Consider the following 25,253-nt stretch of genomic DNA (forward strand, 5'->3'; position numbering starts at 1 on the left):
GGCTCGCAATTCGCGTCGCTCTGCAGGGAGTGCACCGTCTTCTAGCTGTTTTGGGCTTTTTTCCAAGCGCGTGCCGACCTTTCCGGTCCTGCGTCAATCTGCCCTTTGCAGCCGTTTGCTGATCGGCGCGAACTCGGGCGTCGCCTTGCGTGGCGTCGTGTCGCGCTCGTTGGCCTCCATCTGCTGCCAGTATTTCCATCCGACCTTCTTTGATCCCAGTTCGTAATCCATGCCGTCCCAGGCATCCTCGCGGAAGCTGTAGAAGGCCCAATGCAGATCCTCCTTGTCGAAAGCTGTCAGCACATCTTCAAGATAGGCCTTGCAACCGGACCAGAGGCGCATGCAGCCGAACTCGCCCGCAACCAGACGATTGAGCGGCACGCCCTTGTCTCTTGCCCACTGCACCGGCTCTGCCAGATAGGCTTCGACGCGCGTCTTGTCCCACGTCTCTTCACCATCGCCGAAGGGCACCTTGCCGGGATAGGCATAGGGGGCGTCGCGCTTCATGTTGGGGGCGCTTGTCGCGGCATAGGGTTCGTACATGTGGAAGCTGTAGAGCACCTTCTGGTCGGTGAGCGCGGCTGGCCAATACGAAAAGGCGTCGGCGGCCGCATACCAGCCGGCATCCGCCATGGCGGGCGTTGCGGGATCGACCGTCCGGATGGCGGCGATCACCGTCTCGTAGAAGGCCTTGAGGTCCGAGGCGCTGCCCGCCTTGTCGCCGTACCATGTCTGCATCGTCTTTCTGTCGGCATGTTCGGCAAGGCCGTTCTTCTTTTCGGGCGCCGGCTCGTTGACGATGTTGTAGGCGGCGACGGCCGGATGGTCCTTCAGTTCGCGGGCCAGATCCCGCCAGAAGGCTGCTGCCTGGTCCCACCAGGCCTTGTCCTGCCAGAGGCGGCCGTCGAACCGGTTGCCATTGTTCTGCGCCCAGCGCATGCCGGGCAGCGATAGCGGCGCGATGACGACCTTGAGGCCCGCCTTGTCGGCACGATCGAGCGTCTCCTTGAGCGTCTTGAGGTCGGCGGCCGGAATGCCCGCGTACTTGTCGGCGTCGCCGATCAGATAGTCGCGCTTGGCCGGTCTCCACTTGTCATAAGAGAGGCGCACCCAGGTGGCGCCGTAACCCGCGAGGGCCTTGAAATAGGCGTCGTCCGGCGGCAGCCGGTTGAAGCTGTTGCCGCCATGCTGGGGCTTGTCCCAGAAGCCGATGAGATCAGCGGCGCCGGCTGGTGATGCGAGGCTCAGGGCAAGAAGGGCGGAGGCTACGACGCGCATGTGTTCGATCCTGCAGGTTTCGGGTTGGCGCTGCAACCTACCGGCGGATCGTTTCAGCGATGTTCCCTGGGGAACACGGCCGCGCTTATCCCGGCTCGAAAAAGCAAAGGGTCGGCGTCAGAAGCCGAATGCGTCCCGCCAACGTTTGGTCCACGCGACTTGATCGGAGATGCTGGCCTGCAGCGACCGGACGGCATCCCGCATCTTGCCGTCGTCGGAGGCGGATCCTTCGGGGGTGCCCGTCTCGCTCGCGGTGATCAGCGCAGCTATGTTGGCGGAGTGGCGGGCAGACAGGGCTCCGCGGGTGCTGTTGCCGTTAGCATCCAGCATGTTGATAATGTTCGATCCGCCGTTTGCGAAGCGGAAGCCAATGACAAATTCGCCGGCCGGGAATTGTTCGCGATTGCTCTCGATGAGGCTGTAGATCGCATTGGCGATCGCGTTGTCGTTCGTGATGCCGGGTTTTGTTGCCTTTTCTTCCTCGACCAACGCGGCGAAGCGCTCGCTGTCTTCGCTTATCAACATCTTGAGCGTCTGCTTGACGCTGGGATCGCTCGATTTGAACTTTCCGGATTCCAGATAGGTCAACGCGGCAGAGGCATCGCCCTTGGCTTGCTGGGCATCCAGCATTCCGCTGTTGATACGGGCCGCCGCTCTGGTCTTCTCCGGGCTGTCGCCGCCCGTACCGCCGTTGACGATGGCGGCGATCTGGTCGACCGCATTCGGCTTGGTGTCGTTGCCCCGATCCGCAGGCGCCTGCACCTGCTGCAAGACGATGAGTGCGGCGTAACTCGTGGAGGAGATGGACATCATCGGCTGTTCCTCTAAACCTCCACCGCCCCGAACATCGGGCGACCTTAAGGTTGTGTCGTTAATTATGAGCAACGTTAGAGGGTGCTCGTTAATGAAAGGCGAACATCGCTCCGCCTTGCAACCTATTGGCGTTGGTCTGCCGGTCAGAACGCGCGCCCAGCGGACGGTGCGAGGGCTTCTTTCGGGGCGGTCTTGGTGTCGCCGAGTGCGATAACCGTGTCGGCCTCAGTGATCACCGATCGCCTGTGCGTGATCGCCAGCACCGTCACATCGCGGGCAAGCAGCCGTATATGTTCCATGATGTCGCGCTCGGTCGCCTCGTCGAGCGCCGAACTCGCTTCGTCGAGAAACAGGATGGCGGGGTTGCCGTAGAGCGCACGGGCGATGGCGATCCTTTGGCGTTCGCCGCCGGAAAGCTTCAAGCCCCGTTCGCCGACGGTGGTGTCGAAGCCGGCTGGCAGCGCCGCGATGAACGGGAGAATCGCCGCTTTCTCGGCGGCCTCGCCCAATCTGGCCTCGTCGCGCGGGCGACCGAGCAGGATATTGTCTTCCAGGCTCTCATTCAGCAGCACGACGTCCTGCGGTACGACGGCAATCGCGCCGTACCAGTCGGCTCGGTCGATGGTCGCAAGATCGATGCCATCGACAAGGATGCGTCCGCTGTCCGGCTCCATCGATTTCAGCGCCAGCTTGAAGATCGTCGACTTGCCGGAGCCGGTCTCGCCGGTAAGAAAGGTGATGCCGCCGCGGCTGGCGGCAAAGCTGACCGCGCTCAGCCCGCGGCCATTGTCATAGGCGTAGCCGACATCGTCGAAAACGACGCGCCCTTCGCGTGGCGTGAAGGCCGATGCGTGCGACACCTGCCGCTCCTCCGGCGCGCTCCATATTCTCGCCATCGGCCCCAGGTCGGCGCGCGAGCGCGCGACGTCGTCGATGGCGTGGGCGATCATCTCGAACGGCATGTTGAGCTGGAGCAGCAGCGTGTTGAACAAGACGATCTGGCCAATCGACAGAGCGCCGGCCTCGTAGCGCGGCAGCAGCAGCCAGAACGTCACCGCAAACTGGATCGCCAGCCCAAGACCGATGAGGGCGATCGAACCGATGCGCTGCAGCACGTAGGCGCGCCAGTTGTCACGCACCTCGCGCGCCTTGGCCGAGAAGCGGTGGCTCATCCAGGCGTGGCTGCCGAAATGGCGCAACGTTTCCATGGCGTTCATGGCGTTGCCGACGAAGCGGGCATTTTCCTGCCCGGCCTCCACGGCCCGATCGAGATAGACGCGGGCGCGGCGGGCGGAAAGCAGCGTGACCGTTATCGCTGCCGTGCCGTAGATCACCGTGATCGCGACCACTTCGGCGTTGATGAGGGCGCCGAGGGTTGCAAGCGTCAGCAGGATCTGCACGGCGCCGGGGATGAGGGCGACGAGCTCCAGCTCGACCAGTGTGATCAGCGCGCTGCGCCCGCGCGCATTGGCGTTCTGGATCTGCGCTGGATTGTGCTCGACGAAGAAGGCGTTCGTCTTCTTGAGGATGCGCTCGAAGAAGCGGGTGCTGGCGATGAAGCCGAGGTTCTCCGCGGTCATGAACGACAGATACTGCACCATGTGCTGCAGGGCCGCCGACAGGCCGAGAAGCGTCGCATAGATCACGAAGCCCCATAGCAGACCGGGAACGAGGGTTTCCTGCGACAGCGTGTCGATCAGCCTGGAAAAGACATAGGGAGCGGCAACGCTGCAGACGCTCGAAACGAGCACGATCGTCGCCACGGCCAGGAGCATCCAGCGATCGGCGCGCCAATAGGCGCGCAGCACTTCGGAGATCGGCCGCAGGAGATCGGGCTTGTTTCATCCTCGACTCAGTCTGAAACCCGCCCGCTGCCCCTATAGGTCTTTTGCGGCGTAATTGCAACGAAGGGATGAAGATGCTGTCTGTATTCGACCTATGGTTTGGTCGAATGTCGAGCCCGGCCTGGGCCACATCGGGTGGGTGACTGTTTCCTAAAACTTCGTCGAGCGGAGATGTTTACGGCGTGGCAAGCCACGGCCCTGGCGCAAGGAAGTTGGTCGCCTCCGTCGAAGTGCGTCAATCTCGAAGCGCCGACAGCAACGACGACCGCGCGCCCACGATATGCACGCGCGTCGGCCCGCGGTTGATGCCACGGCAGTTCGGTCGGTAAAGCGCGCCGTCAGATCTGGACGAAGTGATCGTCGGCGACCTGCTGGTAACGCCGTTCGGCCGGCACATAGTCGGGCTCGCGCAAGGGGCTCTTCAGCTCGTCGCTCGCGACATTCCGGCGCGTATGGCGACGGGTCGGGTCGGCGATCGGCACGGCCGCCATCAGTTTCTTCGTATAGGGATGCTGCGGGTTCTCGAAGACCTGCGCGCGCGAGCCGATCTCGACGATCTCACCGAGATGCATGACGGCGACGCGGTGGCTGACGCGCTCGACGACGGCCATGTCGTGCGAGATGAACAAATAGGCAAGGCCGAGGCTCGCCTGCAGGTCGAGCAAGAGGTTGATCACCTGTGCCTTGATCGACACGTCGAGTGCCGAGACGGACTCGTCGGCGACGATCACTTTCGGGTCGAGCGCCAAGGCGCGTGCGATGCAGACGCGCTGGCGCTGGCCGCCGGAGAACTCGTGCGGATAGCGCGCCGCCATGTCGGCCTGCAAGCCGACGCGTTCCAGGAGGTCGGCGACCTTCTCGCGGGCCTGTCGTGCGGTGCCGAGCTTGTGCTCGATATAGGGTTCGGCAATCGCCGCCCCTACCGTCATGCGTGGATTGAGGCTGGCAAAGGGATCTTGGAAGATCATCTGCATGGTGCGGCGCATTTCGCGCAACTGCTTGCGATCCATCTTGAGGACGTCCTGGCCGTCAAGCGTCACCGCGCCGCTTTCCGGTTCGATCAGCCGCATGATGGCGCGGCCGGTCGTCGACTTGCCGCAGCCGGATTCGCCGACGAGCGACAGCGTCTCGCCCGGCTGCAGGCTGAAGGAGACGTTTTCGATCGCGTGCACCCGGCCCTTCAGCTTGCCGAGCAGGCCGGCGTGGATGTCGAAGCGCTTGACAAGGTTCTTGACCTCGAGGATCGGCTTGCGGCCGGACTGCACCGTATCGGTGGCTTCAGCGACGGCGTTGGGCAGGCCCGTTGACGCATCGATCACCGGAAAGCGCATCGGCTGGCTTTCACCCTTCATCGAGCCGAGCATCGGTACGGCCGAAAGCAACGCGCGGGTATAGGGATGTTTCGCCCGAAGGAAGATGTCTTCGGTGTTGCCGGTCTCGACCGCATCGCCGCGGAACATCACGACTGTGCGGTCGGCGATCTCGGCGACCACGCCCATGTCGTGGGTGATGAAGAGCACCGAGGTGCCTTCCTCCTCCTGCAACACTTTGATCAGGTCGAGGATCTGGCCCTGGATGGTGACGTCGAGCGCCGTCGTCGGCTCGTCGGCGATGAGCAGCTTCGGACGGCTCGCGAGCGCCATCGCGATCATCACGCGCTGGCGCATGCCGCCGGAGAAGCGGTGCGGGTATTCGTCGAAGCGCGAGGCCGCCGAGGGAATGCGGACCTTTTCGAGCAGCCGGATGGTTTCGGCTTTCGCCTCTGCCTTTGACATCGGGCTGTGGCAGAGAAGGGCCTCGGAGATCTGGTCGCCGATGGTGAACAGCGGATTGAGGCTGGTCATCGGCTCCTGGAAGATCATCGCGACGTCGTTGCCTCGCACGCGGCGCATCTCAGATTCCGGCAGGTCGAGGATGTTTCGTCCGCCCATCATCACCCGTCCTTCGACGCGGCTCGTCTCCTTCTGCAGGAGCCGCATGATCGACAGCGACGTGACGCTCTTGCCTGAGCCGGACTCGCCGACGATCGCGACGGTTTCGCCCGGCGCAACGGAAAACGAGATATCCCGGACGACAGGCTTCCAGGCACCGTCGACCAGGAAGGATGTCGTCAGGTTTTCGACGGAGAGAACGGGTGCCGTCGAACGGTCCGGCTGGGCTTTGGTCTCGGTCATCTCGTTTCCTCCGTCAGATGCTGCGTATCGTCGTTGGTCGTCGGGTCAGTCAGGCCAGCGCAGCAGGCCGGCGAAGCGGCGTGCGTTGCGTTCGGCAAGCGAGGTGGCGATGATCTCGTTCGAGGCTCTCGCCTTGTCGAGTTCCTCGGCAAGCCGGCTGGCGACGATCTTCTCCTGGCCCGGATGCAGGTTGCAGGGGTCGAGGTAGAAATAGTTGTGCTCGGCCTCGTGGTCGCGCACGATGATCGGCGGCGCGCCGCGAGCCAGCGCATCGGCGAGATCCCAGGCGGTGATATGCGCTTCCTGCGGGTCGATGTTGACGCGCAGCCGGTCGAGCGGGTTGTTGGTTGGGTCGGCCTCGATCACCGGCTTGATGCCGGGACGGCCGTCGAGCGTCTCGCGCCAGAGGTTCAGGTAACCGGTTTCGCGCTCGCGGATGCCGGCATGGTCGCGTGTTTCCCAGGCCTGAAGCGCTGCCATCACGCCGAGCATGCTTTCCTTGCCGACCTTCATGCCGCGGCCGATGCCGAGGTTCTGCAGGAAGGTGTTGCGCACCATTTCCTTTTTGCCGGCGACGATGCCCGAGGTCGGGCCGCCCAGGAACTTGTGGCCGGAATAGAGCACGATGTCGGCGCCCTCGTCGAGGAAGATGCGCAGGTCGTATTCCGAGGCGGCGTCGACGATGACCGGCACACCCTTGGAATGGCAGACCTCGGCAAATTCCCTGAGGCCGACAAGTCCATACTGCACGACGTGGTGCGAGACGACATAGACGGCGCAGGCGGTGCGTTCGTTGATGGCGCCTTCGATATGGTAGCGATAGGCGGACGTCGCCTGGCCGACGATTACCGGCTTGGCGCCGGCAAGCCGGATCGCCTGGTCGACGGGCGCGCCGTAGCTGACCACATGGCCCATCTGCAGGATGACCTCATTCTTGAGGCCGGTCGTGTCGGGCAGGCGCTCGATGGCGGCAAGGTCGCTGCCGGTCATGGCGCCGGCAACGGCGAGGCTGATGCCGGCGGAGCACGACGCCGTGATGAAGCCGGCCTCGGCACCCGTCAGCCGCGAAATCACCGGGCTCACCTTTCGCTGCAGGTCGTTGATCTCGACGAACTGCGGCAGTATGCCTGTCATGGCCGTGATCGCTTCCGGGACCACGATCGATGCGCCGAGGCCCGTCATCGTGCCGGAGACGTTGATAACGGGACGAAGTCCGAGAGCTTCGCGAATGTCACGGTCAGGCATAGTGGTCTCCATATGATTTTCTGGCAGGCGATTTTCTGGCGGTCGAAACGGGTAGACTATTCCGTTTTCGCGGAATATCTACCATAGTAATGAAGTATGAGTGAGGCTTTCCGCGATCTGGCGCGGCCGCCATCGGCGGCGCGGCGACAGCAGAAGCCGAGATTTTACCGGCAGCACGCCCTTCGAGCGGTGCAGGAGTGAAGCAGTGGACAAGACGATGACCGGCGTCGAGCCGACCGACGATATCGAAACGACGGGCAAGCCGCGCCGTTCGCGCGTGAGCGGCATGGATCGCGCCTTGCAGGTGCTCGATTTCCTTTATGAGACGGGTTCGCCGAGCGGCGTCTACGCCATTGCCAAGGCCGTCGGCGCGCCGCTGTCGACCGCTTACGTCATCGTCGACGACATGGTCGAGAAGAACCTGCTCAGCCGTGACGCCGACGGGCTCGTCTGGCTCGGCGACCGGCTCTATCACTATGGCCTTGCCTATGCCCGCTCGCTCGATTTTCTCGGCGTTGCCACCCGCGAAATGCACGACCTCGGCCGCGAAGTCGCCGAGACGATCCAGCTTTGCGGCCGCGACGGCGACTACATGCAGGTGCTCGCGATGGCCGACGGTCCCGGCCATTTCCAGGTGACCTCGCGCGTCGGCACTCGGGTGCCGCTCAATTGGACGGCGTCCGGCCGCCTGCTCGTCGGTCATCTTCCGGCCGATGAACGGCTGGAACTGTTCCGCCGCTGCGCCCGCACCTCGCCGACCGGCCGCGCCGACATCGATCCGGCCGCCCTTTCCGACCAGGCCCAGAGCGCGCTTGCTGCACGGTTGTCGATCCAGGCGGGTGAATCCGACTATGCGGTCGCCTGCGTCGCCGCCCCGATCCTCGACGACAAGGGCAATTGCGCCGCAACGATCTCGATCGTGCTGCCCGAGCAGAAAATCCTCGACGACCGGGCATTCTACGCCGATCACGTCAGGGTTTCCGCCGAGCGGATCGAAAAGATGATGGGCTGGCGCAGCCACTGATCCAAACTCCTGTCGTTAGTCGTGCAGAGCGACGATCGCCTCGATCTCGACGGTGATGTTTCCGGGTAGCGATCCGAAACCCACCGCCGAGCGGGCATGGCTGCCGGCCTCTCCGAAAACATCCATCAAAAGATCCGAGCAGCCGTTGATGACGCGCGGATGCTCTTCGAAATCGGGCACGGCGTTGACCATGCCGAGCAGCTTGACGATCCGCTTGACCCGACCGAGATCACCGAGCGCGTCGTGCATGACCGCAAGCAGGTTTATGCCCGTCAGTCGTGCGTGCTGGTAGGCGCTGTCGACGTCAACCTCGGCGCCGACCTTACCGGCATGCAGGTGGCCGTCGACTTCGCGCGGGCCTTGGCCGGAGAGGTAGAGAATATTGCCTTCCTGCACATGGGTGACGAAGTTGGCGATCGGCGGTGGCGCCGGTGGCAGATCGATGCCGAGGGCTTGCAGCCGCTCATAGGGTGAGACGGCAGCAGAGGTGGTCTTTTTCTGATCCAGACTGTTCACGCGATATCCTGTCATTTCTGAATTCTGTTGCCTTGCCTCAGCGGTAGCTGAAGCCGTGGCTGTGGTCGGGGCATTCGACATGCTGCGGCTGGTAACGGTTGGCGGCAACCACCTCGGTGCCCATCACCGCGTAGCGCGGCTCGAAGAGACGGTTGAGGTGGGCTTCGGCGCCGAGGGAATCGAACACCCGAAGCTCGCTATCGACGAGGTCGAAGAGGGTGAATTCGGCGCGGGCACCGACGGTAAGCAGATTGTCCATCGGCAGGCGGATGACCGAGGCCGGCGCCTGGGTCACGGCCTCGACCACCTTTTCGAAGGGCATGCCGACGCTGAGCAGCTTCGACATAGTGGTGCCGAGGTCCCAGACCGACTGGTTCATGCTGCGCAGATGCACGTCGGTGGAAATCGAGAAGGGCAGCAGACCACGGGCGATCGCCACTTCCGCGACGCGGAAGGAAAACGAGGCGCCGCCATGGCCGATGTCGAGGCGGATGCCTTCGCCGGCGCAGCGTTCGGCAAGCTCGAACAGATCCTCGTCCTCGATGATGCTGGAACCGGCCTTGCCGTTGAAGCAATGGGTGACGATGTCGCCGGGCCCGAGGATTTCGAGTACCTCGTCGTAAAGCGCCGGCGGTTCGCCGACATGCACCATCATCGGGATCTTCAGGATCTTGGCGATCTTCTTGCCGAGCTTCACCGGCGTGACGCCCCAGGAGCCGGTGATCACATGGCTGGCGCGCACCTTCAGGCCGACGATGTGCTCGCGGTTTTCCTGGTAGCAGGCGATGATGCGGTCGATGTCGATCGAGCGGATGTCGGAGAGCTCGCTGACGCGGTTGCAGGCGACAAGCCCGATCGAACCGAGATTGAGGAACGCCTTGATGCGCTCGCGCGACGGCTCGATGATGTATTCGCGGAAGCCATGGAAATTGGCTTCGCCGGCCGAGCCCGCGTCGACGATGGTGGTGACGCCGCGTTCCATGCCGCAAAGCTGCGGGCGAACGGAGATGTCGGTGCCGCCATGCCAGACATGGGCGTGCAGGTCGATCCAGCCGGGCGAGATCCAGGCGCCATTGCCTTCGACGCGGCGTGCGCCGTCCGGGGCCTGAAGGTTCTGGCCGAGTCCGGCGATGCGCCCCTCGCCGTCGACGAGGATGTCGATGGTTTCTGCCGGTGCGGCCATGCCGAAGGCGACGGGCTTCACCTGCCGGAGCAGGACCGGACCGTTGCTGTTTGTTCCGTTAGCCATAACTTACAGATCCTTTCTGAGGCGGGGGTCGAGCATGTCGCGCAGGCCGTCCCCGACCATCTGCAGCGACAGCACCGAAAGCACGATGGCGATGCCCGGGAAGAGCGTTACCCAGTCGGCCTGGCCGATATATTGCCGGCCCGAGGCGATCATCGTGCCCCATGTGGGGATTTCCGGGCTGACGCCGACGCCGAGGAAGGAAAGGCCGGCTTCGGCGAGCATCGCATGGGCGAAGAGGAAGGTGCCCTGGACGAGGACCGGCGACAGCAGGTTGCGCAGCACATGCCGCGTCATGATGTGCGGCGTCGAGATGCCAAGCGCACGCGCCGCCTCGACATAGGGTAGCTCACGGATCACCAGCGTCGAGGCGCGCACCACGCGGGCAAGTCGCGGCGCATAGACGATGCTGAGCGCGATGATGACGGTCGTCAGCGACGGCCCGAGGGCGGCGACCAGCGCTATTGCGAGCAGGATGTCCGGAAAGGCCATCATCGCGTCGATGACGCGGGCGATCGGCGTGTCGAGCTTCGGGAAGAAGCCTGCAAGCAGACCGAGCACGACGCCGATCACGGTCGCGAGCGTGACGACCGCCGCGCCGACGAGCAGCGACAATCGGCCGGCATAGATGGTGCGGGAGAAGACGTCGCGACCGAACTCGTCGGTGCCGAAGAACCATTGCAGGCTCGGCGGCTGCAGTCGGTTGACGATCGACAGCTTGCCGGGCGCGTAAGGCGCAATCAGCGGTGCGAAGATCGCAAGCAGCACGAAGACGGTGAGCACGATCAGCCCGAAGGCGACGGTCTTGCGCTTCAACAGCCGGCGGATGAACTTGCGGCCCTCGCTCTCGGAGGGGGCGGATAAGGTGATAGCCATCAGTAGCGCACCCTTGGATCAACGAGGAGGTAGAGCATGTCGATCGCGAAATTGATCAGCACGTAGAGCGCGGCAATCACGAGCAGCGCGCCCTGGATGACCGGATAGTCGCGACGAAGCACGGCGGAGACGACGAGATTGCCGACGCCGGGCAGGCCGAACACGGTTTCGGTGACGACGGCACCGGAGATCAGCACGGCGGCGGTGAGGCCGATGATCGTCAGGATGGGGATCAGCGCATTTTTCAGCGCGTGTTTCATCACCACCTTGCGTTCGCCCAGCCCTTTGGCGCGGGCGGTGCGGATGAAATCGTCGCCGAGCACGTCGAGCATCGAGGCGCGGGTGAAGCGCAGGATGAGTGCAGACGAGACGACACCAAGCGCGATCGCCGGCAAGGTCAGGTGGTACATGCGCTCGGCAAAGGACGAGCCCGGGCCGCCATAACCGGAGACCGGGAACCAGCCGAAGCGTACCGCCAGCACCTGGATCAGGATCAGACCGAGCCAGAAGCTCGGTATGCTCGCCGCCAGCATGGCGAGTGTCGTTGCCGCCTGGTCGATGAAGGAACCGCGCCGGTAGGCGGCGTAGATGCCGATCGGCAGCGCGATGGCGCAGGCGATGACGATCGAAAACAGCGTCAGGAAGAAGGTCGGTTCGGCACGCTCTGCCAATGCTGACGTGACCGGCTGGTTGAGGAAGATGGACTGGCCGAGATCGCCCTGCAGCAGTTGCCCGATGTAGTAAACATATTGCAGGCCGAGCGACTGGTCGAGGCCAAGCCGGGTGCGCAGCGCCGAAATGTCCTCCTGGGTCGCCTCCGGACCGAGCATGACGGCGGCTGGGTCCCCGGGCGTCACGCGGACAATGACGAAGACGATCGTGACGACGATCGCCATGACGACGATCATGCCCATCAGCCGTTGGAAGATGTAGCGTAACATGGTGGCCTCGAACCTTTCCTGTGCGCCCCGCCGAAAGGTGGAGGCGGAGCGACGCGCCCCTTCAGGCGGACGCAGGGCCATTGGCCGAGCATCCGCCGAAGTCCCTTGGGAGGGGGGAGCTTACTTCTTGATCGAAGCGTTCCAGAAGTACGGCCACGGGGCCGGCGAGACGCCCTCAAGCGTCTTTGCCTTGGCCGACAGCGCGTTGAAGTCGCCGATCTTGATGAACGGCACTTCCTCGAAGATCACCTTCTGCACGTCGGCCCACAGTGCCACGCGCTTGGCCGGGTCGGATTCGGCGTTGAAGGCATCGACCGCCTTGGCGCGCGCCGGCGTATCCCAGTTGCCGGGAGCCTTGGTCGACATCATGCCGATCAGAGCCGGTTCCGGCAGGAAGGGGCTGTGGGTGATGTAGATGTCCCAGAGCGTCGGGTCGGCGCGGCGCTGGGTGAGCGTTGCCCAGTCGACCACCTGCAAATCGACGGTAAAGCCGGCGAGTTTCAGGTACTCGGCGGCGACCTGCGCCATCTTGTAGTGGAATTCGTACTGGCGGCTCGTCAGGATGCGCAGCGGCTCGCCCTTGTAGCCGGCGGCCTTCAGGAGTTCGCCAGCCTTTTCCGGGTCGGCGATGTTGTAGGCGCCTTCGGTGCCGGCATCGGTGCGCCAGGTAAACTGCGACGGGTAGAGAGCAGCGTCGAGCGCATAGAAGTCGGTGGTGCCGAAGGCAGCCGCCATCATGTCTTCCATGCTGAGCGAGGCGCGGATCGCCTTGCGCAGATCGATGTTCTTGGTCATGCCGTTGCCGGAGTTCAGGACGAAGACCGGCCAGCCGAAGGGCTGCAGCATGACCGGTTCGGAAGCGCTCGAACCCTTGACGCGTTCGAAGGATTCGACCGGCAGACTATCGACATAGTCATACTGGCCGGAAACTGCAGCCTCGACGCGGGTGTTCGGGTCCGGAACCGGCACGAAGCGGATTTCGTCGGCATATTGGTGGCGGGCGCCGCCATAGCCGTTGGCTTCGCCTTCCGGCGATTTGTAGGCGTCGTAGCGGGTCAGCTGGATGTACTGGTCCGCCTTGCGTTCCTTGAGTTGGTAGGGGCCGGTGCCGACGAAATCGGTCATCGGCTCGGCCTGCTTTTCGGACGGAAGCACGATTGCCGCGGAGTTGTTGAAGGCGAGCAGCGAAACGAGCGGTGCGTAAGGCGTGGCGAGCGAGATCTTTACCGTCAGCGGGTCGACCGCTTCGATGCCGGAAATCGTCGTTGCAGTCTGCTTGCCGCGCGAGGCGACCTTCGTCCAGCGCTCGAGCGAGGCGACGACGTCCTTCGAGTCGAGATCGGTGCCGTCGTGGAACTTGACGCCCGAACGCAGCTTGATCGTGTAGGTTTTTCCGTCGGCGCTGATCTCCGGCAGGCTGGCGGCGAGCAGCGGCGTCGGCTTCCAGTCCTTGTCGAAGGTGTAGAGCGTTTCGAAAATGTGTTGCGAGACGATGCCGACGAGGTCGGCCGTCGATGCCATAGGGTCAAGCGTCGGCGGCTCGCCGACGGTCGCGACGTTGATCACGCCGCCCTTTTCCTGCGCAAAGGCGAGGGTTGCCGATGCCACCAATGCGGTTCCAATAAGCAATGCGAGTTTAGTCGATTTCATATCTGCTCCTCCTCATATTCCATAGTTATGCTATGTCGTTCTTTATTTTGGAATATAAAACGGCACAAAGCCGGAAATGTCAACCGGCTGTCGTCGTCGTGTCACAACCGCCGGCAGCGGTGAACCAGAACCCTTGTCCTGGAGGTGCATAAACGGGCGGGAGCTATCGCGACGGCGCGGGATTTGTTAGCCCGGAGTCCGGAATGAAAAGGGAGAAGAAAATGAAGGTCATCGGCCTGATCGGCGGCATGAGCTGGGAGAGCTCGGCGGAGTATTACCGCATCATCAACGAGACAGTTCGCGAGCGCCTTGGCGGCGTGCACTCGGCGAAATCGCTGATGTGGTCGATGGACTTCGGCGAGATCGAGCGCCTGCAGCATCACGGCGACTGGCCGGCCCTGACGGAAGAGATGATCGCCGCGGCGCGGCGTCTCGAGGCCGGCGGCGCCGATTTCCTGATGATCTGCACCAACACCATGCACAAGATGGCAGCGGACGTTTCGGCCGCCGTCTCCATTCCGCTCTTGCATATCGCCGACCCGACGGCGGAGAAGATCAAGGCGACGGGCCTTCGCAAGGTCGGCCTGCTTGGAACGGCCTTCACCATGGAGCAGGACTTCTACAAGGGCCGTCTGGCGGAAAAATTCGGTCTCGATGTGCTGGTGCCGGAGGCGGAAGACCGAGCGAAGGTGCACGAGATCATCTACCGCGAACTCGTGGCCGGTATCGTCAAGGACAGCTCACGTGACGCCTACCGCGCCATCATCGCACGGCTCGTGGATGCCGGCGCGGAAGCGATCATCATGGGCTGCACCGAGATCATGCTGTTGATTTCACAGGCCGATAGCCCGGTCCCGGTGTTCGACACGACCGAGATCCACGCGCTTGCTGCGGTCGATCTCGCGCTCGGGGACGCCTGACTACGGCCGACTGGCCGTCGGCCGTGGTCGCACGCGCTAGTGCAAGGTGAATTCCCGGGGCTCGCCCGGAAACAGGCTGAGAAGCGCGATACCCTGCTGCAATAGCAGTTCGGCGGCTGGTAAGTCGCCGACGACCAGGTCGTCCGCACAGCCGATGATGATGTTGGCGAGGCTGATCGAGTTCTCGGCGAACCGGTCGTCGCCGATCTCGTAGGCCTTCTCGGCCGTTGCCTCGAGCGCTTCTGCTACCAGCGCCATCATGTTCGAGCGTTCATCCAGCGTCATGGCATCCAGTGTCTTGGCGTCGGGAGTCTTGGCAGTTGTCTGCATGATTACCTTCCCTATTGTTCAAGCCGAAATGGCCGCGCCGGCCGAAGCCGGGGGAAAAGTCTACGACTGGGTTGGGTCCAGGAGGGGAGCCGGCGTCGAACGCGGCTTCTCCATTAAGATCGTGCGTTGCGGCGCGATATGCAAGGAATGGCTACTATGCGGCCGGCGCATGGGTCGGTGTTGAGGACGGCACTTCAATTGCGGCCGTTTGAGCGCCGGGTGCGCTAGGCCGTGATATGGGGTCGCCTTGCCGGCCATGCCAGGCTTTCGTCGATCGTCAGGCGATCGGCGGCGCATTCCTGGGCAAGAAAGTCGATGAAGGTGCGAACGGAGGGCAGTAGCCCGCGCCGCGAAGGGAAGACGGCGTGCACGACGCCGGACGCCGGGCGCCATTGCGGCAGAACCGGCACCAGCGTGCCCGCCACCAGGTCCTTCCAGATCATCATCGTCGGCAGTTGCACGATGCCCGCGCCGTCCAGTGCCGCTTCGCGTAGCGCCGCCATGTCGTCGGTCAGGAAGCGCGGCTCGTGGCGGACGACGGCGCGCTCTCCATCGGCGCTTTCCAGCCGCCATTCATAGGTGTGCGTGGCCGAGGTCCAGGCAAGGCTCGGCAATCCCGTCAGTTGTGCGGGCTCGCCAATCGGCGCCTTCAGAAATCCGGGCCTGGCGACGAGATATTGCGAACTGTCGTCGAGCTTGCGCATCACCAGCTCGCTCTTTTCCAGCGGCGGGAACCGGACGCGGATCGAAACGTCGAAACCTTCGGCAATCACATCCACACGCCGGTTGGTGCTTTCCAGCTGCAGGCCGATCCGGGGATGGGCGGTCATGAACCGGGCAAAGAGCCTGCCGAACTGGAACGAGATCAACGCGGTTGGGCAGCTCACACGGATGATGCCCTGCGGCTCTCCCTGATGCTGCGCAATGAAGGCATCGGCCGCTTCCGCCTCGATTAACACCGCGACGCAGCGCTGATAATATTCGCGTCCGACATCGGTAACGAAGAACCGGCGCGGCGAGCGCTGGATCAGCCGGACCCCGATCCGGTCTTCTAGCATCGCAATGCGCCGGCTCAGCCGGGATTTCTGCGTACCGGTTGCCCGTGCCGCAGCCGCAAAGCCGCCGTGCTCCACGACTTGGACAAAATAATAGAGGTCGTTCAGGTCCTGCATCGTTCTATTGATAGGACGCTGCGTCGAAATTCACAATCTTTTTGCGGTGAGGGTCCTGCAGTAGCTTACGTTCAATCACAGCGGATCAAGCGACAACGACGGTCGCTGGCGGTGATGAAACCAAACGAAGGAAAGGACTTCCGATGACCAAGCCCTACGTACGCCTCAACAAGGACGATGTTGCCGTCCTGCTCGTCGACCATCAGACCGGCCTGTTGTCGCTGGTGCGCGACTTCGACCCGGACAAGTTCAAGAACAATGTCCTGGCCCTCGGTGATCTCGCCAAGTACTTCAAGCTGCCGACGGTTCTGACCACCAGCTTCGAGGACGGCCCGAACGGCCCGCTGGTGCCGGAGCTGAAGGAACAGTTTCCCGATGCGCCCTTCATTCCTCGCCCGGGCCAGATCAACGCCTGGGACAACGAGGACTTCGTCAAGGCGGTGAAGGCCACCGGCAAGAAGCAGTTGCTGATCGCCGGCGTGGTGACCGAAGTCTGCGTGGCGTTCCCGGCGCTTTCGGCGATCGAGGAAGGCTTCGAGGTCTTCGTGGTCACGGATGCTTCGGGCACCTTCAACGAGGTGACCCGCGATTCCGCCTGGTCGCGCATGACCGCCGCCGGCGTTCAGCTGATGACCTGGTTCGGCGTTGCCTGCGAGCTGCACCGCGACTGGCGCAACGACATCGAGGGTCTCGGCACGCTGTTTTCAAACCACATCCCGGACTACCGCAACCTCATCACCAGCTACAACACCATGGCGGCACGCAAGTAAGACACGTCAGACGACGAACGACGAAAGTCCCGGCCTGGCACGGCCGGGGCTTTTTGCGTTCGCTTCCTGCCGTGGCCGTTAGGCGCGGCTGGCGGCCTGCTGGGCGTCGTCCTGTAGGTCAACACGGGCGGCGGGCTTGAGCCGGCCGGTCAGAAGCAGGCTGACGGCGAGGAAGGGCACGAGCACGCCAAGGCCGAAGCGCATGTCGCTGTATTCGGCGATCAGGCCGATCAACGGCGGCCCGAGCAGGAAGCCGAGCAGCGCGATGAAGGACAGAATGGCGACGCTTGCGGCCGCCGGCCGGTCCTTCTGGTCGGCGGCGGCGGTGACCGCGAAGGGAAAGCCGACCGATACGCCGAAGCCCATCGCAGAAAAGCCGAGAAGCGCTGCCCAGGCGGCGGGGCTGACCACCACGAGAATGAGCCCGGTAATGCTGGCGATGCCGCAGGCACGCGCCACCGCAACCGGGCCGTAGCTCGCCTTCAGCCGGTCGCCGGCAAAGCGTCCGGCCGCCACCATGAAGGCAAAGATCGAGTAGCCGAAACCGGCGCTGGCGCTGGAAAGCCCGAAGATGTCGCGCAGGAAGACCGCCGACCAGTCGGCGACGGCGCCTTCGGTCATGGTGATGCCGAAGACGAAGAAGCAGACCCCGAGCAATGCCCAGCCCGGCAGCTTGCGCCTGGATGGCGCCGCTTCGGCAGCCGCGACCTCGCCGGTCTTCAGGAGCGGCAGCTTCCGGGCGAAGTAGACGCTGATCGGCAGCATGCCGGCGGCCGTCAGCGGCACCGCCCATTCCGGTGCCACGTGCAGAGCGGCAAAGCCGACGCCGACCAGGCTGCCGGTCATGATGCCGAGGCTCCAGAAGCCGTGGCAGGTGCTCATGATCAGCTGCCCGGAGTGCTTCTCGATCGCGTCGGCCTCGACGTTGAGGCCGAGTTCGAGCGTCGTCAGCGATGCGCCGACGATGGCGAGCGCCACGAAGAGCACCTCGATGTTCGGGGCCCATGTCGGTAGCCAGACGAGCGCCAGAAAGACGACGAAGCCGTAGAGGATGGTCGCACGACCGCCGATCCAGGCAACGAAACGGCCGGCAAAGGGCAGCGTCAGCAGAATGCCGACGGGCATGCCGAGCAGCGCGATCGCCAGTTCCGCGGGGCCGAGACCGAGCGTTTGCTGCACGTCGGGAATACGCGGCAGCCAGGCGCCGAAGGCGATCGGTTGCAGGAAGAAGATCAGCATGATGAGCCGTTGATTGGTCATGCGTTTTGTTCCCCGGATAGCGTGTCGGGCGATGCACCCTCGGCAACGGCGGGAGCCGTCGAGCCGATGCGGTATGTGAAGGAATTCTGATATGCTGAAAATTGTTTTCAGAGCTTGTCGCGCAGACCGGGTCCCGTCAAGGCGGGAAGAGGCCGGCAACTCGGAAAGCGCTGCCTTTCCGAGCGAATGGCTGTTGGTGTTGCGAATGTGTCGCCACCAATCCTGGCATTGGTCTGGTTCTGGTGAAAAAAATGTACATACCGGGCAGGGGCAGGCCCCGACCCGCTGCGCCGTTGCGAGGCTTTTGCCCTATCGCAGCAATCTCAGCGATCCCGTCAGCGATTTGACCCACTTTCCGGCGCCGGCAAGGCCGATGCCGTCGATCGTCTCCTGCGAAAGGTCGCGTTCCGGAAATTGCGTCTCGTAGTCCGCGTAGCTGTGCAGCGAGCGCGCGAACGCGGGAAACGGCACGACGACACGGTCGCCGTCTTTCGGCAGCGCCTTAAGGAGCAGTGCCCGGATCGTCGCGCCATCGGCCTGAAGGATCGGCACGGGCCGGTTGGAGCTGATGTCGATGGTGTTCTGCCTGCTGTCTGTCAGCCGCTGGTTACCGAGACTGGGCATCGCCGAGCCGATGCCGATGGAGATCGCTGCGATCGTGTTGGCGAGATGGCCGGGTGCCAATTCGGGATTGACGATGATGGCGAGGCGGGTGTCCTGAAGCACGTGGTCTGTTTCCTCTCTGTATCTCAAAGGCCGCTGTCGGGCGGGAGAATAGACCGTGTCGCGGGGAAGATTCTTTCGGATGTTGCGAGAAATTGCAAATGTAAGGTAGATTCTTCCTGATATGCCTAGAGCTGAGATAAAAGATGCCTGCGACCCTGACGCCCGCTGATGTAAAGATCCTGAACGCGCTGCAAAGTGACGGGCGCCTGAGCAACCAGGCGCTTTCCGAGGAGGTGGGCATGTCGACCTCGCCGTGTTGGCGGCGCGTGCGGCAGCTCGAGGACGACGGTGTCATCCAGGGCTACATGGCCGTTCTCAATCGGCGGGAAATCGGCCTTGGGGTGCTCGCCTTCATCCGGGTAAAGATCGACAGCCATACGGAGGCGGAAGCGGATGCCTTTGCCGAGGAAGTAATGAAGCTCGACAGCGTCGTTGCCTGCTACAGCATTGCCGGCGATGCGGACTTTCTGCTCCAGGTCGTCTCTGCCGACCTGGATTCCTATTCAGATTTTGCCATGAAGGTCGTGCGGCGCCTGCCGTGCATCAAGGAGATGCAGACGACCTTCGTGCTGAAGGAGATCAAGGCCTATGGCGGGCTACCCCTGCGCGCCTCGGCCGGCCAGCGCTGACCAAGCGACGGTCAGGAGGCGGACGCCATCAGCGGGTCCTCCCGGACCACCTGGACAAGGAAATCGAGAACGGTGCGCACGCGCAGCGGCACATTTCTGCGCGAGGGATAGACGACACTGATCGGCAGGCGCGCCGGTGGGAATGCCGGCATGACGTTAACCAGGCGGCCAGCCTCGATGTCCGGGCAGGCCAGGATATGGGAGAGGATCGCAAGGCCGTTGCCGGCGAGCACCGCGCGATGCACGGCCACGGCACTGTTGGCGACGAGCCGGGGCGCAATGCGCACGAAAACGTCGTTGGAGCCGTCGGAAAACGTCCACTGGCGGCCGTCGCCGGCGCGGCTGTAGCAGATGCATTCATGCGTCGCGACGTCGTCGGGCAACTTGGGCGCGGGGCGCCGGTTCAGATAGTCGGGTGCCGCCACCAGGAACGCGGTCGTCCAGCCGATCCGCCGGCAGATCAGGCCGCTTTCCGACACCGGGCCCAAGCGCACTTCCAGATCGATGCCCTCTCCGACCAGATCGGAGGCTTCCTCGCGGAACAGCATCTCGACCGACAGGCCCGGATGACGGGCGAGGAGGGTGGCCAAACGATCGCTCAGGCAGAGGCCGAGCGGCGCGGGCACCGTTAGCCGCACGCGGCCTGCCACGAGGCCGGTCTCGCCGGAGGAAGCCTCGGTAAGAGCATCGACCGCCTCGACCACCTTGAGCGCCATCGGGATCATGTGCTCCCCCTCGGCGGTCAGCGCCAGCGCATTTGTCGTCCGATGCAGAAGGCGCGTGCGCAGGTGCTCTTCGAGTCCCGAGACCTGACGTGACACCGCCGGCTGGGTCAGGCCGAGATCGTTTGCGGCGGCGGAGAACGAGCCGGTCTCTGCCACCCGCAGGAAGGCTCTGAGCGCAGAAACGATGTCCATCCGGCTTCCCCCAAACGTTTCGACATAAGCGTTATGCGCCGAGTTTACGCCCGGCGCGCTTTACTGTCCATCTATTAAGGATATTGTGTATCCATAAGGATAATAAATGTCCGTAATTAGGAGCAAAGCCATGACCCAGCGCCTCAGCTACGCCCAGCAGTCACCCGAGTTCTTCAAGAAAATCTCCGACTTCAGCCTCAGCCTGAAGGACAGCGTCATCGAGCAGGCCATCCGCGATCTCGTCAATTTGCGGGCTTCGCAGATCAACGGCTGCGCGTTCTGCGTCGACATGCACGTGAAGGAGGCGAAGATTCATGGCGAGAGCGAATTGCGCCTCTACCACGTGGCGATCTGGCGGGAATCGAACCTGTTTGCGCCGCGCGAACGCGCCGCACTTGCCTGGACCGAGGTGCTGACGAAGTTGCCCGAGGGCGGCGTTCCGGACGAACTCTACGAGCGCGTGCGCGGCCAGCTTTCGGAAAAGGAGATCTCCGATCTGACCTTCTCCATCATGGCCATCAACGCCTGGAACCGCGTCAGCGTCGCCTTCAAGTCCGTGCCCGGCTCCGCCGACAAGCTCTATGGGCTCGACAAGGCCGGGCTCAACTGAGCGCGCCCGTCTCCCTCATCCGAAAGGATTTTTGACATGATCAAGTCACTCCTCACCGCTCTCGCCGTTGCCGCGACCCTGTTCGGCACGGCCGTTGCCGGCGACGCCGCCAAGGTGACGCTCGTCTATGAGCATGAATTGCCGAACGTTCCGGGCAAGAGCATCAAGGGCGTCCTGGTGGAATACGGGCCTGGCGGCTCGTCCGAGGCGCATACCCACGCGAGCACGGCGTTCATCTACGCGACGGTGCTCGAAGGCTCGATCCTCAGCCAGGTCAATGACGGCCCGGTGAAGGAATACAAGGCCGGCGAGAGCTTCTCCGAAATGCCGGGCGACCGTCACGGTGTCAGCGCCAACGGCAGCAAGACCTCGCCGGCCAAGCTGCTGGCCGTCTTCGTCGTCGACACCGCCGAAAAGGAATTGACCTTTCCGATGACCAAGTGACGCCATGCCGGGGGCCGGATGCCAATCGCGCAGCCGGCCCCTCCCTCGGCCCAACCGTTGGAGCCTGTCATGTTCGCCGAGCGTTGCCGGCACAGGCCTATCTCTACCCCTCGCCGGCTGAAACCGCGGCCGAGCTGCCACTCATCCGGCGCGTTCTAGAACCCAGGCAGAGCTTTGCTTCGAGAGATCGGCGGGAATTTCCTTCGAGAGGATCTCCATCAGGTCGGACAGGCGCACGCTTCGCAGCTTGTCGCGCCAGGCTTCGTCCGCTTCCCACATGATGCGCGCCACCGCACAGGGCGTCTCGTCGCAGTAACCGGGCGCCCGGCAGGGATTGTTGGCCCGGATGTTGGTGCAGACGAAGGTGCGCGACCTGCCTTCGACCGCCTCGACGATCTCGAGAAAGGTCAGTTCCGCCGGCGCTTTCGCCAGCCGGTAGCCTCCCGAAGGACCGAGGGTCGTGTGGACGAGGCCCGCCTGTGACAGACTCTGCAGCGCCTTCGACAGATACTCCTTCGGAAGTCCATGGAATTCGGCCAGCGCCTTGGTCGATAGGTAGCGGCCCTCGGGCAGGCCGGCGAGAATGGCGCAACAGTGCAACGCCCATTCGACTTGGCTCTTAAGGATCATTCGCTCTAACGATCATTTTTCGTCCGGGAGATGCCGTCCACATATATTAAGGACAAAAAATATCCCTATTTTTTCTCTGTGTAAACAGCGCCATCATGTGTAACAGGAGGGGTCATGGTCGTTGTCGTCGGTTTTCTGCTTGTTCTCAGCATCCTGTTGCCGTTTGTCTTCATCTGGCGACTGTGGCGGCTGAATGAGCCGACGCGGCTTGGCTGGCTTCTGGCGCTTGCCGAGACCATCGTGCTGCTCACCCTGATCGGGCTTCTCAACCGTTGGGACATTGCCGGCTTCTGGACCAGGGCGGCGCTTGCCGCACTCGCGGTCGCGGCGGCTCTGGTCTCGTTGCCCCGGAATTGGCGCCGGCCCTGGCTGTCGCTCGATCGTGGCGCCTTGGCGCGCAGCCTGGTGCCCACCGTAGCATCTCTCTTCGTCTTCGGTGCAGCACTCGCCTATGTCACTTGGGGCATCGGTGCACGGCACGATCCGCGCGCGCTGTCGTTTCCGTTGACCGGCGGCCGATTCGTCGTTGCGCAGGGCGGTGGCATCGGCGTGCTCAACCATCACAGCGACCATCCGGCGCAGCGGCATGCCCTCGACATCACGGCGATTGGCGATGCCGGTTTCCGTGCGTTCGGACTGCTGCCCGCGGATCCCGCCGACTACGCCATCTTCGGCAAGACCGTCGTCAGCCCGTGTGGGGGAGAGGTCGTTGCGGCGGTCGATGGGCTACCCGATCTACCGCCGCCCAAGGCGGACCGGGACAACCCGGCGGGAAACCACGTGATCGTTGCCTGCGACGGCATGCGGGTTGAACTGGCGCATCTGCGCGAGGGCAGCGTGACCGCCACGGTCGGAGCGCGGGTTCTCGCCGGCGATCCGATCGGCGCGGTCGGTAACTCCGGCAACAGCACGGAGCCGCATCTGCACATTCATGCCGTCGATGCCGGATCCGGAAAGGCGGTTCAACTGTCCTTCGACGGGCGTGTTCCTTCGCGTAATGCGCAATTTTCCAGGTGAAGCCGATGCGCGGTTGAGCGGGGCAGTGCTTTACACGCTCGATCTGAATGGCCAAAGATGGGCCACTTAGGGGAGGAGCTCGTTCATGGACATCAGCACCGTGGCTGCCTTTGCGGCCGTCACCTTCATCGCAGTCGTGACACCCGGCCCGGACGTGATCCTGGCGATGGCCAACGGGTCTCGCTTCGGCATGAAAAAGGCGGTTGCCGGCATGATCGGCGTGCTGCTTTCCGACTTCTTCCTGATTGCCGCCGTTGCAGCCGGCCTCGGCGCCATCCTTGCCGCGTCGGAGTTCTGGTTCTCGGTCGTCAAATATGTGGGTGCCGGCTATCTCGCCTGGCTCGGCTACAAGATGCTTCGGCCCGCCAGCACCGAAAAAGCCGAAGGACAGAGCGCGGAAAACGCCGATCTCGCTCGCACGGAATCCGCGCTTGCGATCTGCCGCCACAGCATGATCGTCGCCATCACCAACCCGAAGGCCTACCTGTTTTTCTCCGCGCTGCTGCCGCAGTTCATCAACCCGGCCGCACCGCAACTGCCGCAGTTCCTGGCGCTTACGGCCGTGTTCACCGTCGTCGAGTTTGCCGTCATGTTCGGTTACGCCCTTGTCGGCTTCAAGACGACGCAGTTTGCCGCCTCGTCGATGCGGCGCTGGATGGAAAGAGGCTGCGGCGGCGCCTTGCTCGTCTCGGCCGCCTCGCTTGCGCTGGTAAAGCGCGTCAACGGATAGGCGGCGGGCGGCGATACCGGCGCGACCGGCGGATGGTTCGCTTCACTGACGCGGAAATATCAGGAGCCGGTGGGCCGCCGTGTCGATACACTGCCTCTGGATGGGCTTAGCGATAGAAGCGTCGTCGCCGTTTCTGTGGGCGCATTCGAGCCCGCGGCAAACTGCGGCACGCCTGACGGATCTTCCGACCAGACGCTGTTTCTGCCAGCGGCCTTGGCGGCATAAAGCGCGGCGTCGGCGGCGGAGATGATCGCGTGCACATCCTCTTGCCGATCGGCAAAGGCAATGCCGATGCTGACCGTTGCCGACAGCACACCCTTGGCCGTGCTCATCCGGCGCGCCTCAAGCGCGGTGCGGATGCTGTCGGCAATGGCGATCGCGTCGGCGCGATCCGCCTGCGGGAGGCAGGCGGCAAATTCTTCGCCGCCCATGCGCGCGATTAAGGTGTCGCGCGGGACCGCCTTCGAGAGAATCCCGGCAAATTCCACGAGCACCTGGTCGCCCACCGCATGGCCGTAGCGATCGTTGATCGCCTTGAAGTGATCGATGTCGAGATAGAGCAGCGCTCCCTTGGCCGGTTGCGTGGCGAGATGGGTTTCCAGCTGCACAAGGAACGAGCGGCGGTTCGGCACCCCGGTCAGGGCGTCGGTCTCCGAGGCGAGCTTGTAGCGCTGCTGGGTTCGCTCCTTGACCATGGCGAAGAAGGCGAAGCCCCCGGCGAGGCTGTGAAAAAACAGCTCGAAGGTCAGCAGCTGGTACCACAACGGCTGCGAGGCTCCCGCTGCCGTGTTGCCGGCGAGCGGCCAGATCAGGATCAGTGGGATGCGGGCGAGGTAGAGCAGGCCATGAGTGGCGAAGACGAAGGCGACGATGTAAGAGCTCGGAAGCTTGCGGAAATTCTCCGAGCGGAAGATCTCGTGCGCGATCAGCGCCGAATAGGCGAAGATCAGGACGGAATAGAGCACGATCCGGCTGGTGACGCTCTCGCGAACATAGTCTGAAGCATAGGTGACGACGATCCACAGGAGTGGCCCGATGAGCGCGGAGGCGATCTTGAGCGGCTGATGGTCAAAGGCGCGCAGGCCGAGCCAGATCATCGCGAGCCCCAGCACTGCGAGCGCGTTGCCGAGCGAGATGGTGATGAAGTTGTAGCCGTCGCCGCGCAGCGTCAGCAGGACGAAGCCGACCGCGCCGATGGCGAAGGCCAAGGACCACAGAAGCAGCTCGAGGCTCTTGCGCTCCTGCCGCCAGGCAAAACCGAAGAATGCGGCGAAGATCACGAGCGTTACGAACGAACTGAGCATGATCGTCGGGGTATGCAGGATGTCCACCATCGTCTCCTGATGTTCGCGCGAAACCATGCCCAACAAGCGTAAAGCTTTCGCAAATGACGGCACTCGGCGGCCTGTCCGGCATCGGGCAATCTGTGCCAAAACGGCGGTCGCGCAGGCAGGAAACGGGTTGAATTCGGCGGCGTCCTGCACGATTTTT

Annotated in this window: 25 protein-coding genes; 8 read left to right on the forward strand and 17 right to left on the reverse strand. The window is 63.5% G+C overall.

The annotated features are described in order from the left end of the window. Positions 1 to 93: 93 nt before the first annotated feature. The 5 genes from ACIQUG_RS10735 to ACIQUG_RS10755 all read right to left on the reverse strand — a co-directional run bounded on the left by ACIQUG_RS10735 (position 94) and on the right by ACIQUG_RS10755 (position 7,354). Positions 94 to 1,278 carry a glycoside hydrolase family 5 protein gene (locus ACIQUG_RS10735; protein ID WP_402320896.1) on the reverse strand — a complete coding sequence of 395 codons (1,185 nt, stop codon included), beginning with the start codon at positions 1,276 to 1,278 and terminating at the stop codon, positions 94 to 96. A gap of 117 nt (positions 1,279 to 1,395) precedes the next feature. Then, entirely contained in the window at positions 1,396 to 2,091 is a 696-nt protein-coding gene (locus tag ACIQUG_RS10740; protein ID WP_402320899.1) for a hypothetical protein, read from the reverse strand. Positions 2,092 to 2,234: 143 nt separating this feature from the next. Then, positions 2,235 to 3,899, reverse strand: a complete 1,665-nt coding sequence (locus tag ACIQUG_RS10745; RefSeq protein WP_402320901.1) for an ABC transporter ATP-binding protein — start codon at positions 3,897 to 3,899, stop codon at positions 2,235 to 2,237. Between the two features lie 374 nt (positions 3,900 to 4,273). Next, the gene (locus ACIQUG_RS10750; RefSeq protein WP_402320904.1) at positions 4,274 to 6,109 is read right to left on the reverse strand and encodes an ABC transporter ATP-binding protein; all 1,836 of its coding nucleotides are present in this window, start codon (positions 6,107 to 6,109) and stop codon (positions 4,274 to 4,276) included. Positions 6,110 to 6,154: 45 nt separating this feature from the next. Next, positions 6,155 to 7,354 (reverse strand): aminotransferase class V-fold PLP-dependent enzyme, encoded by a 1,200-nt coding sequence (locus ACIQUG_RS10755; RefSeq protein ID WP_402320907.1) that lies wholly within the window; start codon positions 7,352 to 7,354, stop codon positions 6,155 to 6,157. A 217-nt stretch (positions 7,355 to 7,571) separates the two neighbouring features. On the opposite strand from ACIQUG_RS10755, the gene ACIQUG_RS10760 reads away from it, so the two are divergent. Then, positions 7,572 to 8,378: an IclR family transcriptional regulator gene (locus ACIQUG_RS10760; RefSeq protein WP_402323007.1), complete on the forward strand. Its 807-nt coding sequence runs from the start codon at positions 7,572 to 7,574 to the stop codon at positions 8,376 to 8,378. Positions 8,379 to 8,393: 15 nt separating this feature from the next. Here the strand turns inward: ACIQUG_RS10760 and ACIQUG_RS10765 are convergent, their stop codons facing one another. The 5 genes from ACIQUG_RS10765 to ACIQUG_RS10785 form a co-directional block, all read right to left on the reverse strand. Continuing rightward, positions 8,394 to 8,909 carry a RidA family protein gene (locus ACIQUG_RS10765; RefSeq protein ID WP_052201747.1) on the reverse strand — a complete coding sequence of 172 codons (516 nt, stop codon included), beginning with the start codon at positions 8,907 to 8,909 and terminating at the stop codon, positions 8,394 to 8,396. Positions 8,910 to 8,931: 22 nt separating this feature from the next. Further along, the gene (locus ACIQUG_RS10770; RefSeq protein WP_402320910.1) at positions 8,932 to 10,143 is read right to left on the reverse strand and encodes an amidohydrolase/deacetylase family metallohydrolase; all 1,212 of its coding nucleotides are present in this window, start codon (positions 10,141 to 10,143) and stop codon (positions 8,932 to 8,934) included. 3 nt (positions 10,144 to 10,146) lie between these two features. Then, complete coding sequence (locus tag ACIQUG_RS10775) at positions 10,147 to 11,016, reverse strand: ABC transporter permease (RefSeq protein ID WP_402320913.1); 870 nt, start codon at positions 11,014 to 11,016, stop codon at positions 10,147 to 10,149. Then, a complete protein-coding gene (locus ACIQUG_RS10780) occupies positions 11,016 to 11,957 on the reverse strand; it encodes an ABC transporter permease (protein ID WP_402320916.1) in 942 nt (313 codons plus the stop codon). Before ACIQUG_RS10780 ends, ACIQUG_RS10775 begins: the two co-directional genes overlap by 1 nt. A 120-nt stretch (positions 11,958 to 12,077) precedes the next feature. Next, positions 12,078 to 13,607 carry an ABC transporter substrate-binding protein gene (locus tag ACIQUG_RS10785; RefSeq protein ID WP_402320919.1) on the reverse strand — a complete coding sequence of 510 codons (1,530 nt, stop codon included), beginning with the start codon at positions 13,605 to 13,607 and terminating at the stop codon, positions 12,078 to 12,080. Between the two features lie 221 nt (positions 13,608 to 13,828). Here ACIQUG_RS10785 and ACIQUG_RS10790 point away from each other — a divergent pair, with 221 nt between their 5' ends. Continuing rightward, positions 13,829 to 14,527 carry an aspartate/glutamate racemase family protein gene (locus ACIQUG_RS10790; protein ID WP_402320923.1) on the forward strand — a complete coding sequence of 233 codons (699 nt, stop codon included), beginning with the start codon at positions 13,829 to 13,831 and terminating at the stop codon, positions 14,525 to 14,527. A 36-nt stretch (positions 14,528 to 14,563) separates the two neighbouring features. Here ACIQUG_RS10790 and ACIQUG_RS10795 read toward each other — a convergent pair whose 3' ends face one another. Together ACIQUG_RS10795 and ACIQUG_RS10800 are read right to left on the reverse strand one after the other, a co-directional pair. Then, positions 14,564 to 14,857 carry a hypothetical protein gene (locus tag ACIQUG_RS10795; protein ID WP_034787562.1) on the reverse strand — a complete coding sequence of 98 codons (294 nt, stop codon included), beginning with the start codon at positions 14,855 to 14,857 and terminating at the stop codon, positions 14,564 to 14,566. A gap of 224 nt (positions 14,858 to 15,081) precedes the next feature. Next, positions 15,082 to 16,029 carry a LysR substrate-binding domain-containing protein gene (locus ACIQUG_RS10800; RefSeq protein WP_402320926.1) on the reverse strand — a complete coding sequence of 316 codons (948 nt, stop codon included), beginning with the start codon at positions 16,027 to 16,029 and terminating at the stop codon, positions 15,082 to 15,084. Between the two features lie 143 nt (positions 16,030 to 16,172). Here ACIQUG_RS10800 and ycaC point away from each other — a divergent pair, with 143 nt between their 5' ends. Beyond that, complete coding sequence (gene ycaC / locus ACIQUG_RS10805) at positions 16,173 to 16,799, forward strand: isochorismate family cysteine hydrolase YcaC (RefSeq protein WP_034787558.1); 627 nt, start codon at positions 16,173 to 16,175, stop codon at positions 16,797 to 16,799. Between the two features lie 78 nt (positions 16,800 to 16,877). Here the strand turns inward: ycaC and ACIQUG_RS10810 are convergent, their stop codons facing one another. Then, positions 16,878 to 18,059: an MFS transporter gene (locus ACIQUG_RS10810; RefSeq protein WP_402320929.1), complete on the reverse strand. Its 1,182-nt coding sequence runs from the start codon at positions 18,057 to 18,059 to the stop codon at positions 16,878 to 16,880. A gap of 309 nt (positions 18,060 to 18,368) precedes the next feature. Further along, entirely contained in the window at positions 18,369 to 18,785 is a 417-nt protein-coding gene (locus ACIQUG_RS10815) for a DUF2000 domain-containing protein (RefSeq protein WP_402320932.1), read from the reverse strand. 143 nt (positions 18,786 to 18,928) lie between these two features. Here ACIQUG_RS10815 and ACIQUG_RS10820 point away from each other — a divergent pair, with 143 nt between their 5' ends. Then, positions 18,929 to 19,414, forward strand: coding sequence for an Lrp/AsnC family transcriptional regulator (locus ACIQUG_RS10820; RefSeq protein ID WP_043623419.1), 486 nt, complete (start codon positions 18,929 to 18,931; stop codon positions 19,412 to 19,414). Between the two features lie 11 nt (positions 19,415 to 19,425). Here the strand turns inward: ACIQUG_RS10820 and ACIQUG_RS10825 are convergent, their stop codons facing one another. Continuing rightward, positions 19,426 to 20,331: a LysR family transcriptional regulator gene (locus ACIQUG_RS10825; protein WP_402320936.1), complete on the reverse strand. Its 906-nt coding sequence runs from the start codon at positions 20,329 to 20,331 to the stop codon at positions 19,426 to 19,428. 130 nt (positions 20,332 to 20,461) lie between these two features. Between ACIQUG_RS10825 and ACIQUG_RS10830 the strand changes: the two genes are divergently transcribed. Both ACIQUG_RS10830 and ACIQUG_RS10835 read left to right on the forward strand, forming a co-directional pair. Further along, positions 20,462 to 20,941, forward strand: coding sequence for a carboxymuconolactone decarboxylase family protein (locus tag ACIQUG_RS10830; RefSeq protein ID WP_402320939.1), 480 nt, complete (start codon positions 20,462 to 20,464; stop codon positions 20,939 to 20,941). 36 nt (positions 20,942 to 20,977) lie between these two features. Beyond that, complete coding sequence (locus ACIQUG_RS10835) at positions 20,978 to 21,385, forward strand: cupin domain-containing protein (RefSeq protein WP_402320942.1); 408 nt, start codon at positions 20,978 to 20,980, stop codon at positions 21,383 to 21,385. A 141-nt stretch (positions 21,386 to 21,526) separates the two neighbouring features. On the opposite strand, the gene ACIQUG_RS10840 is transcribed toward ACIQUG_RS10835, so the two are convergent. Next, positions 21,527 to 22,015 carry an RrF2 family transcriptional regulator gene (locus ACIQUG_RS10840; protein ID WP_402320944.1) on the reverse strand — a complete coding sequence of 163 codons (489 nt, stop codon included), beginning with the start codon at positions 22,013 to 22,015 and terminating at the stop codon, positions 21,527 to 21,529. A 114-nt stretch (positions 22,016 to 22,129) separates the two neighbouring features. Between ACIQUG_RS10840 and ACIQUG_RS10845 the strand changes: the two genes are divergently transcribed. Further along, positions 22,130 to 23,032 carry a M23 family metallopeptidase gene (locus ACIQUG_RS10845; protein ID WP_402320948.1) on the forward strand — a complete coding sequence of 301 codons (903 nt, stop codon included), beginning with the start codon at positions 22,130 to 22,132 and terminating at the stop codon, positions 23,030 to 23,032. An 85-nt stretch (positions 23,033 to 23,117) separates the two neighbouring features. After that, on the forward strand, positions 23,118 to 23,762 hold the full coding sequence (locus ACIQUG_RS10850; RefSeq protein WP_402320951.1) for a LysE family translocator: 645 nt from the start codon (positions 23,118 to 23,120) through the stop codon (positions 23,760 to 23,762). Between the two features lie 59 nt (positions 23,763 to 23,821). Here ACIQUG_RS10850 and ACIQUG_RS10855 read toward each other — a convergent pair whose 3' ends face one another. After that, positions 23,822 to 25,093, reverse strand: a complete 1,272-nt coding sequence (locus ACIQUG_RS10855; RefSeq protein ID WP_402320954.1) for a GGDEF domain-containing protein — start codon at positions 25,091 to 25,093, stop codon at positions 23,822 to 23,824. Positions 25,094 to 25,253 lie beyond the last annotated feature (160 nt).

This window comes from Ensifer sp. NPDC090286 (assembly GCF_044769565.1).
GTDB lineage: Bacteria > Pseudomonadota > Alphaproteobacteria > Rhizobiales > Rhizobiaceae > Ensifer.

Bases quoted from the DNA above. Each gene is read 5' to 3' on its own strand.
- ACIQUG_RS10845 (WP_402320948.1), top strand. From the start codon at position 22,130: ATGGTCGTTGTCGTCGGTTTTCTGCTTGTTCTCAGCATCCTGTTGCCG.
- ACIQUG_RS10750 (WP_402320904.1), bottom strand. From the start codon at position 6,109: ATGACCGAGACCAAAGCCCAGCCGGACCGTTCGACGGCACCCGTTCTC.
- ACIQUG_RS10835 (WP_402320942.1), top strand. From the start codon at position 20,978: ATGATCAAGTCACTCCTCACCGCTCTCGCCGTTGCCGCGACCCTGTTC.
- ACIQUG_RS10840 (WP_402320944.1), bottom strand. From the start codon at position 22,015: ATGATCCTTAAGAGCCAAGTCGAATGGGCGTTGCACTGTTGCGCCATT.
- ACIQUG_RS10830 (WP_402320939.1), top strand. From the start codon at position 20,462: ATGACCCAGCGCCTCAGCTACGCCCAGCAGTCACCCGAGTTCTTCAAG.
- ACIQUG_RS10795 (WP_034787562.1), bottom strand. From the start codon at position 14,857: ATGCAGACAACTGCCAAGACTCCCGACGCCAAGACACTGGATGCCATG.
- ACIQUG_RS10760 (WP_402323007.1), top strand. From the start codon at position 7,572: ATGACCGGCGTCGAGCCGACCGACGATATCGAAACGACGGGCAAGCCG.
- ACIQUG_RS10820 (WP_043623419.1), top strand. From the start codon at position 18,929: ATGCCTGCGACCCTGACGCCCGCTGATGTAAAGATCCTGAACGCGCTG.
- ACIQUG_RS10755 (WP_402320907.1), bottom strand. From the start codon at position 7,354: ATGCCTGACCGTGACATTCGCGAAGCTCTCGGACTTCGTCCCGTTATC.
- ACIQUG_RS10850 (WP_402320951.1), top strand. From the start codon at position 23,118: ATGGACATCAGCACCGTGGCTGCCTTTGCGGCCGTCACCTTCATCGCA.
- ACIQUG_RS10810 (WP_402320929.1), bottom strand. From the start codon at position 18,059: ATGACCAATCAACGGCTCATCATGCTGATCTTCTTCCTGCAACCGATC.
- ACIQUG_RS10765 (WP_052201747.1), bottom strand. From the start codon at position 8,909: ATGACAGGATATCGCGTGAACAGTCTGGATCAGAAAAAGACCACCTCT.
- ACIQUG_RS10770 (WP_402320910.1), bottom strand. From the start codon at position 10,143: ATGGCTAACGGAACAAACAGCAACGGTCCGGTCCTGCTCCGGCAGGTG.
- ACIQUG_RS10790 (WP_402320923.1), top strand. From the start codon at position 13,829: ATGAAGGTCATCGGCCTGATCGGCGGCATGAGCTGGGAGAGCTCGGCG.
- ACIQUG_RS10785 (WP_402320919.1), bottom strand. From the start codon at position 13,607: ATGAAATCGACTAAACTCGCATTGCTTATTGGAACCGCATTGGTGGCA.
- ACIQUG_RS10780 (WP_402320916.1), bottom strand. From the start codon at position 11,957: ATGTTACGCTACATCTTCCAACGGCTGATGGGCATGATCGTCGTCATG.
- ycaC (WP_034787558.1), top strand. From the start codon at position 16,173: ATGACCAAGCCCTACGTACGCCTCAACAAGGACGATGTTGCCGTCCTG.
- ACIQUG_RS10800 (WP_402320926.1), bottom strand. From the start codon at position 16,029: ATGCAGGACCTGAACGACCTCTATTATTTTGTCCAAGTCGTGGAGCAC.
- ACIQUG_RS10825 (WP_402320936.1), bottom strand. From the start codon at position 20,331: ATGGACATCGTTTCTGCGCTCAGAGCCTTCCTGCGGGTGGCAGAGACC.
- ACIQUG_RS10735 (WP_402320896.1), bottom strand. From the start codon at position 1,278: ATGCGCGTCGTAGCCTCCGCCCTTCTTGCCCTGAGCCTCGCATCACCA.
- ACIQUG_RS10740 (WP_402320899.1), bottom strand. From the start codon at position 2,091: ATGATGTCCATCTCCTCCACGAGTTACGCCGCACTCATCGTCTTGCAG.
- ACIQUG_RS10775 (WP_402320913.1), bottom strand. From the start codon at position 11,016: ATGGCTATCACCTTATCCGCCCCCTCCGAGAGCGAGGGCCGCAAGTTC.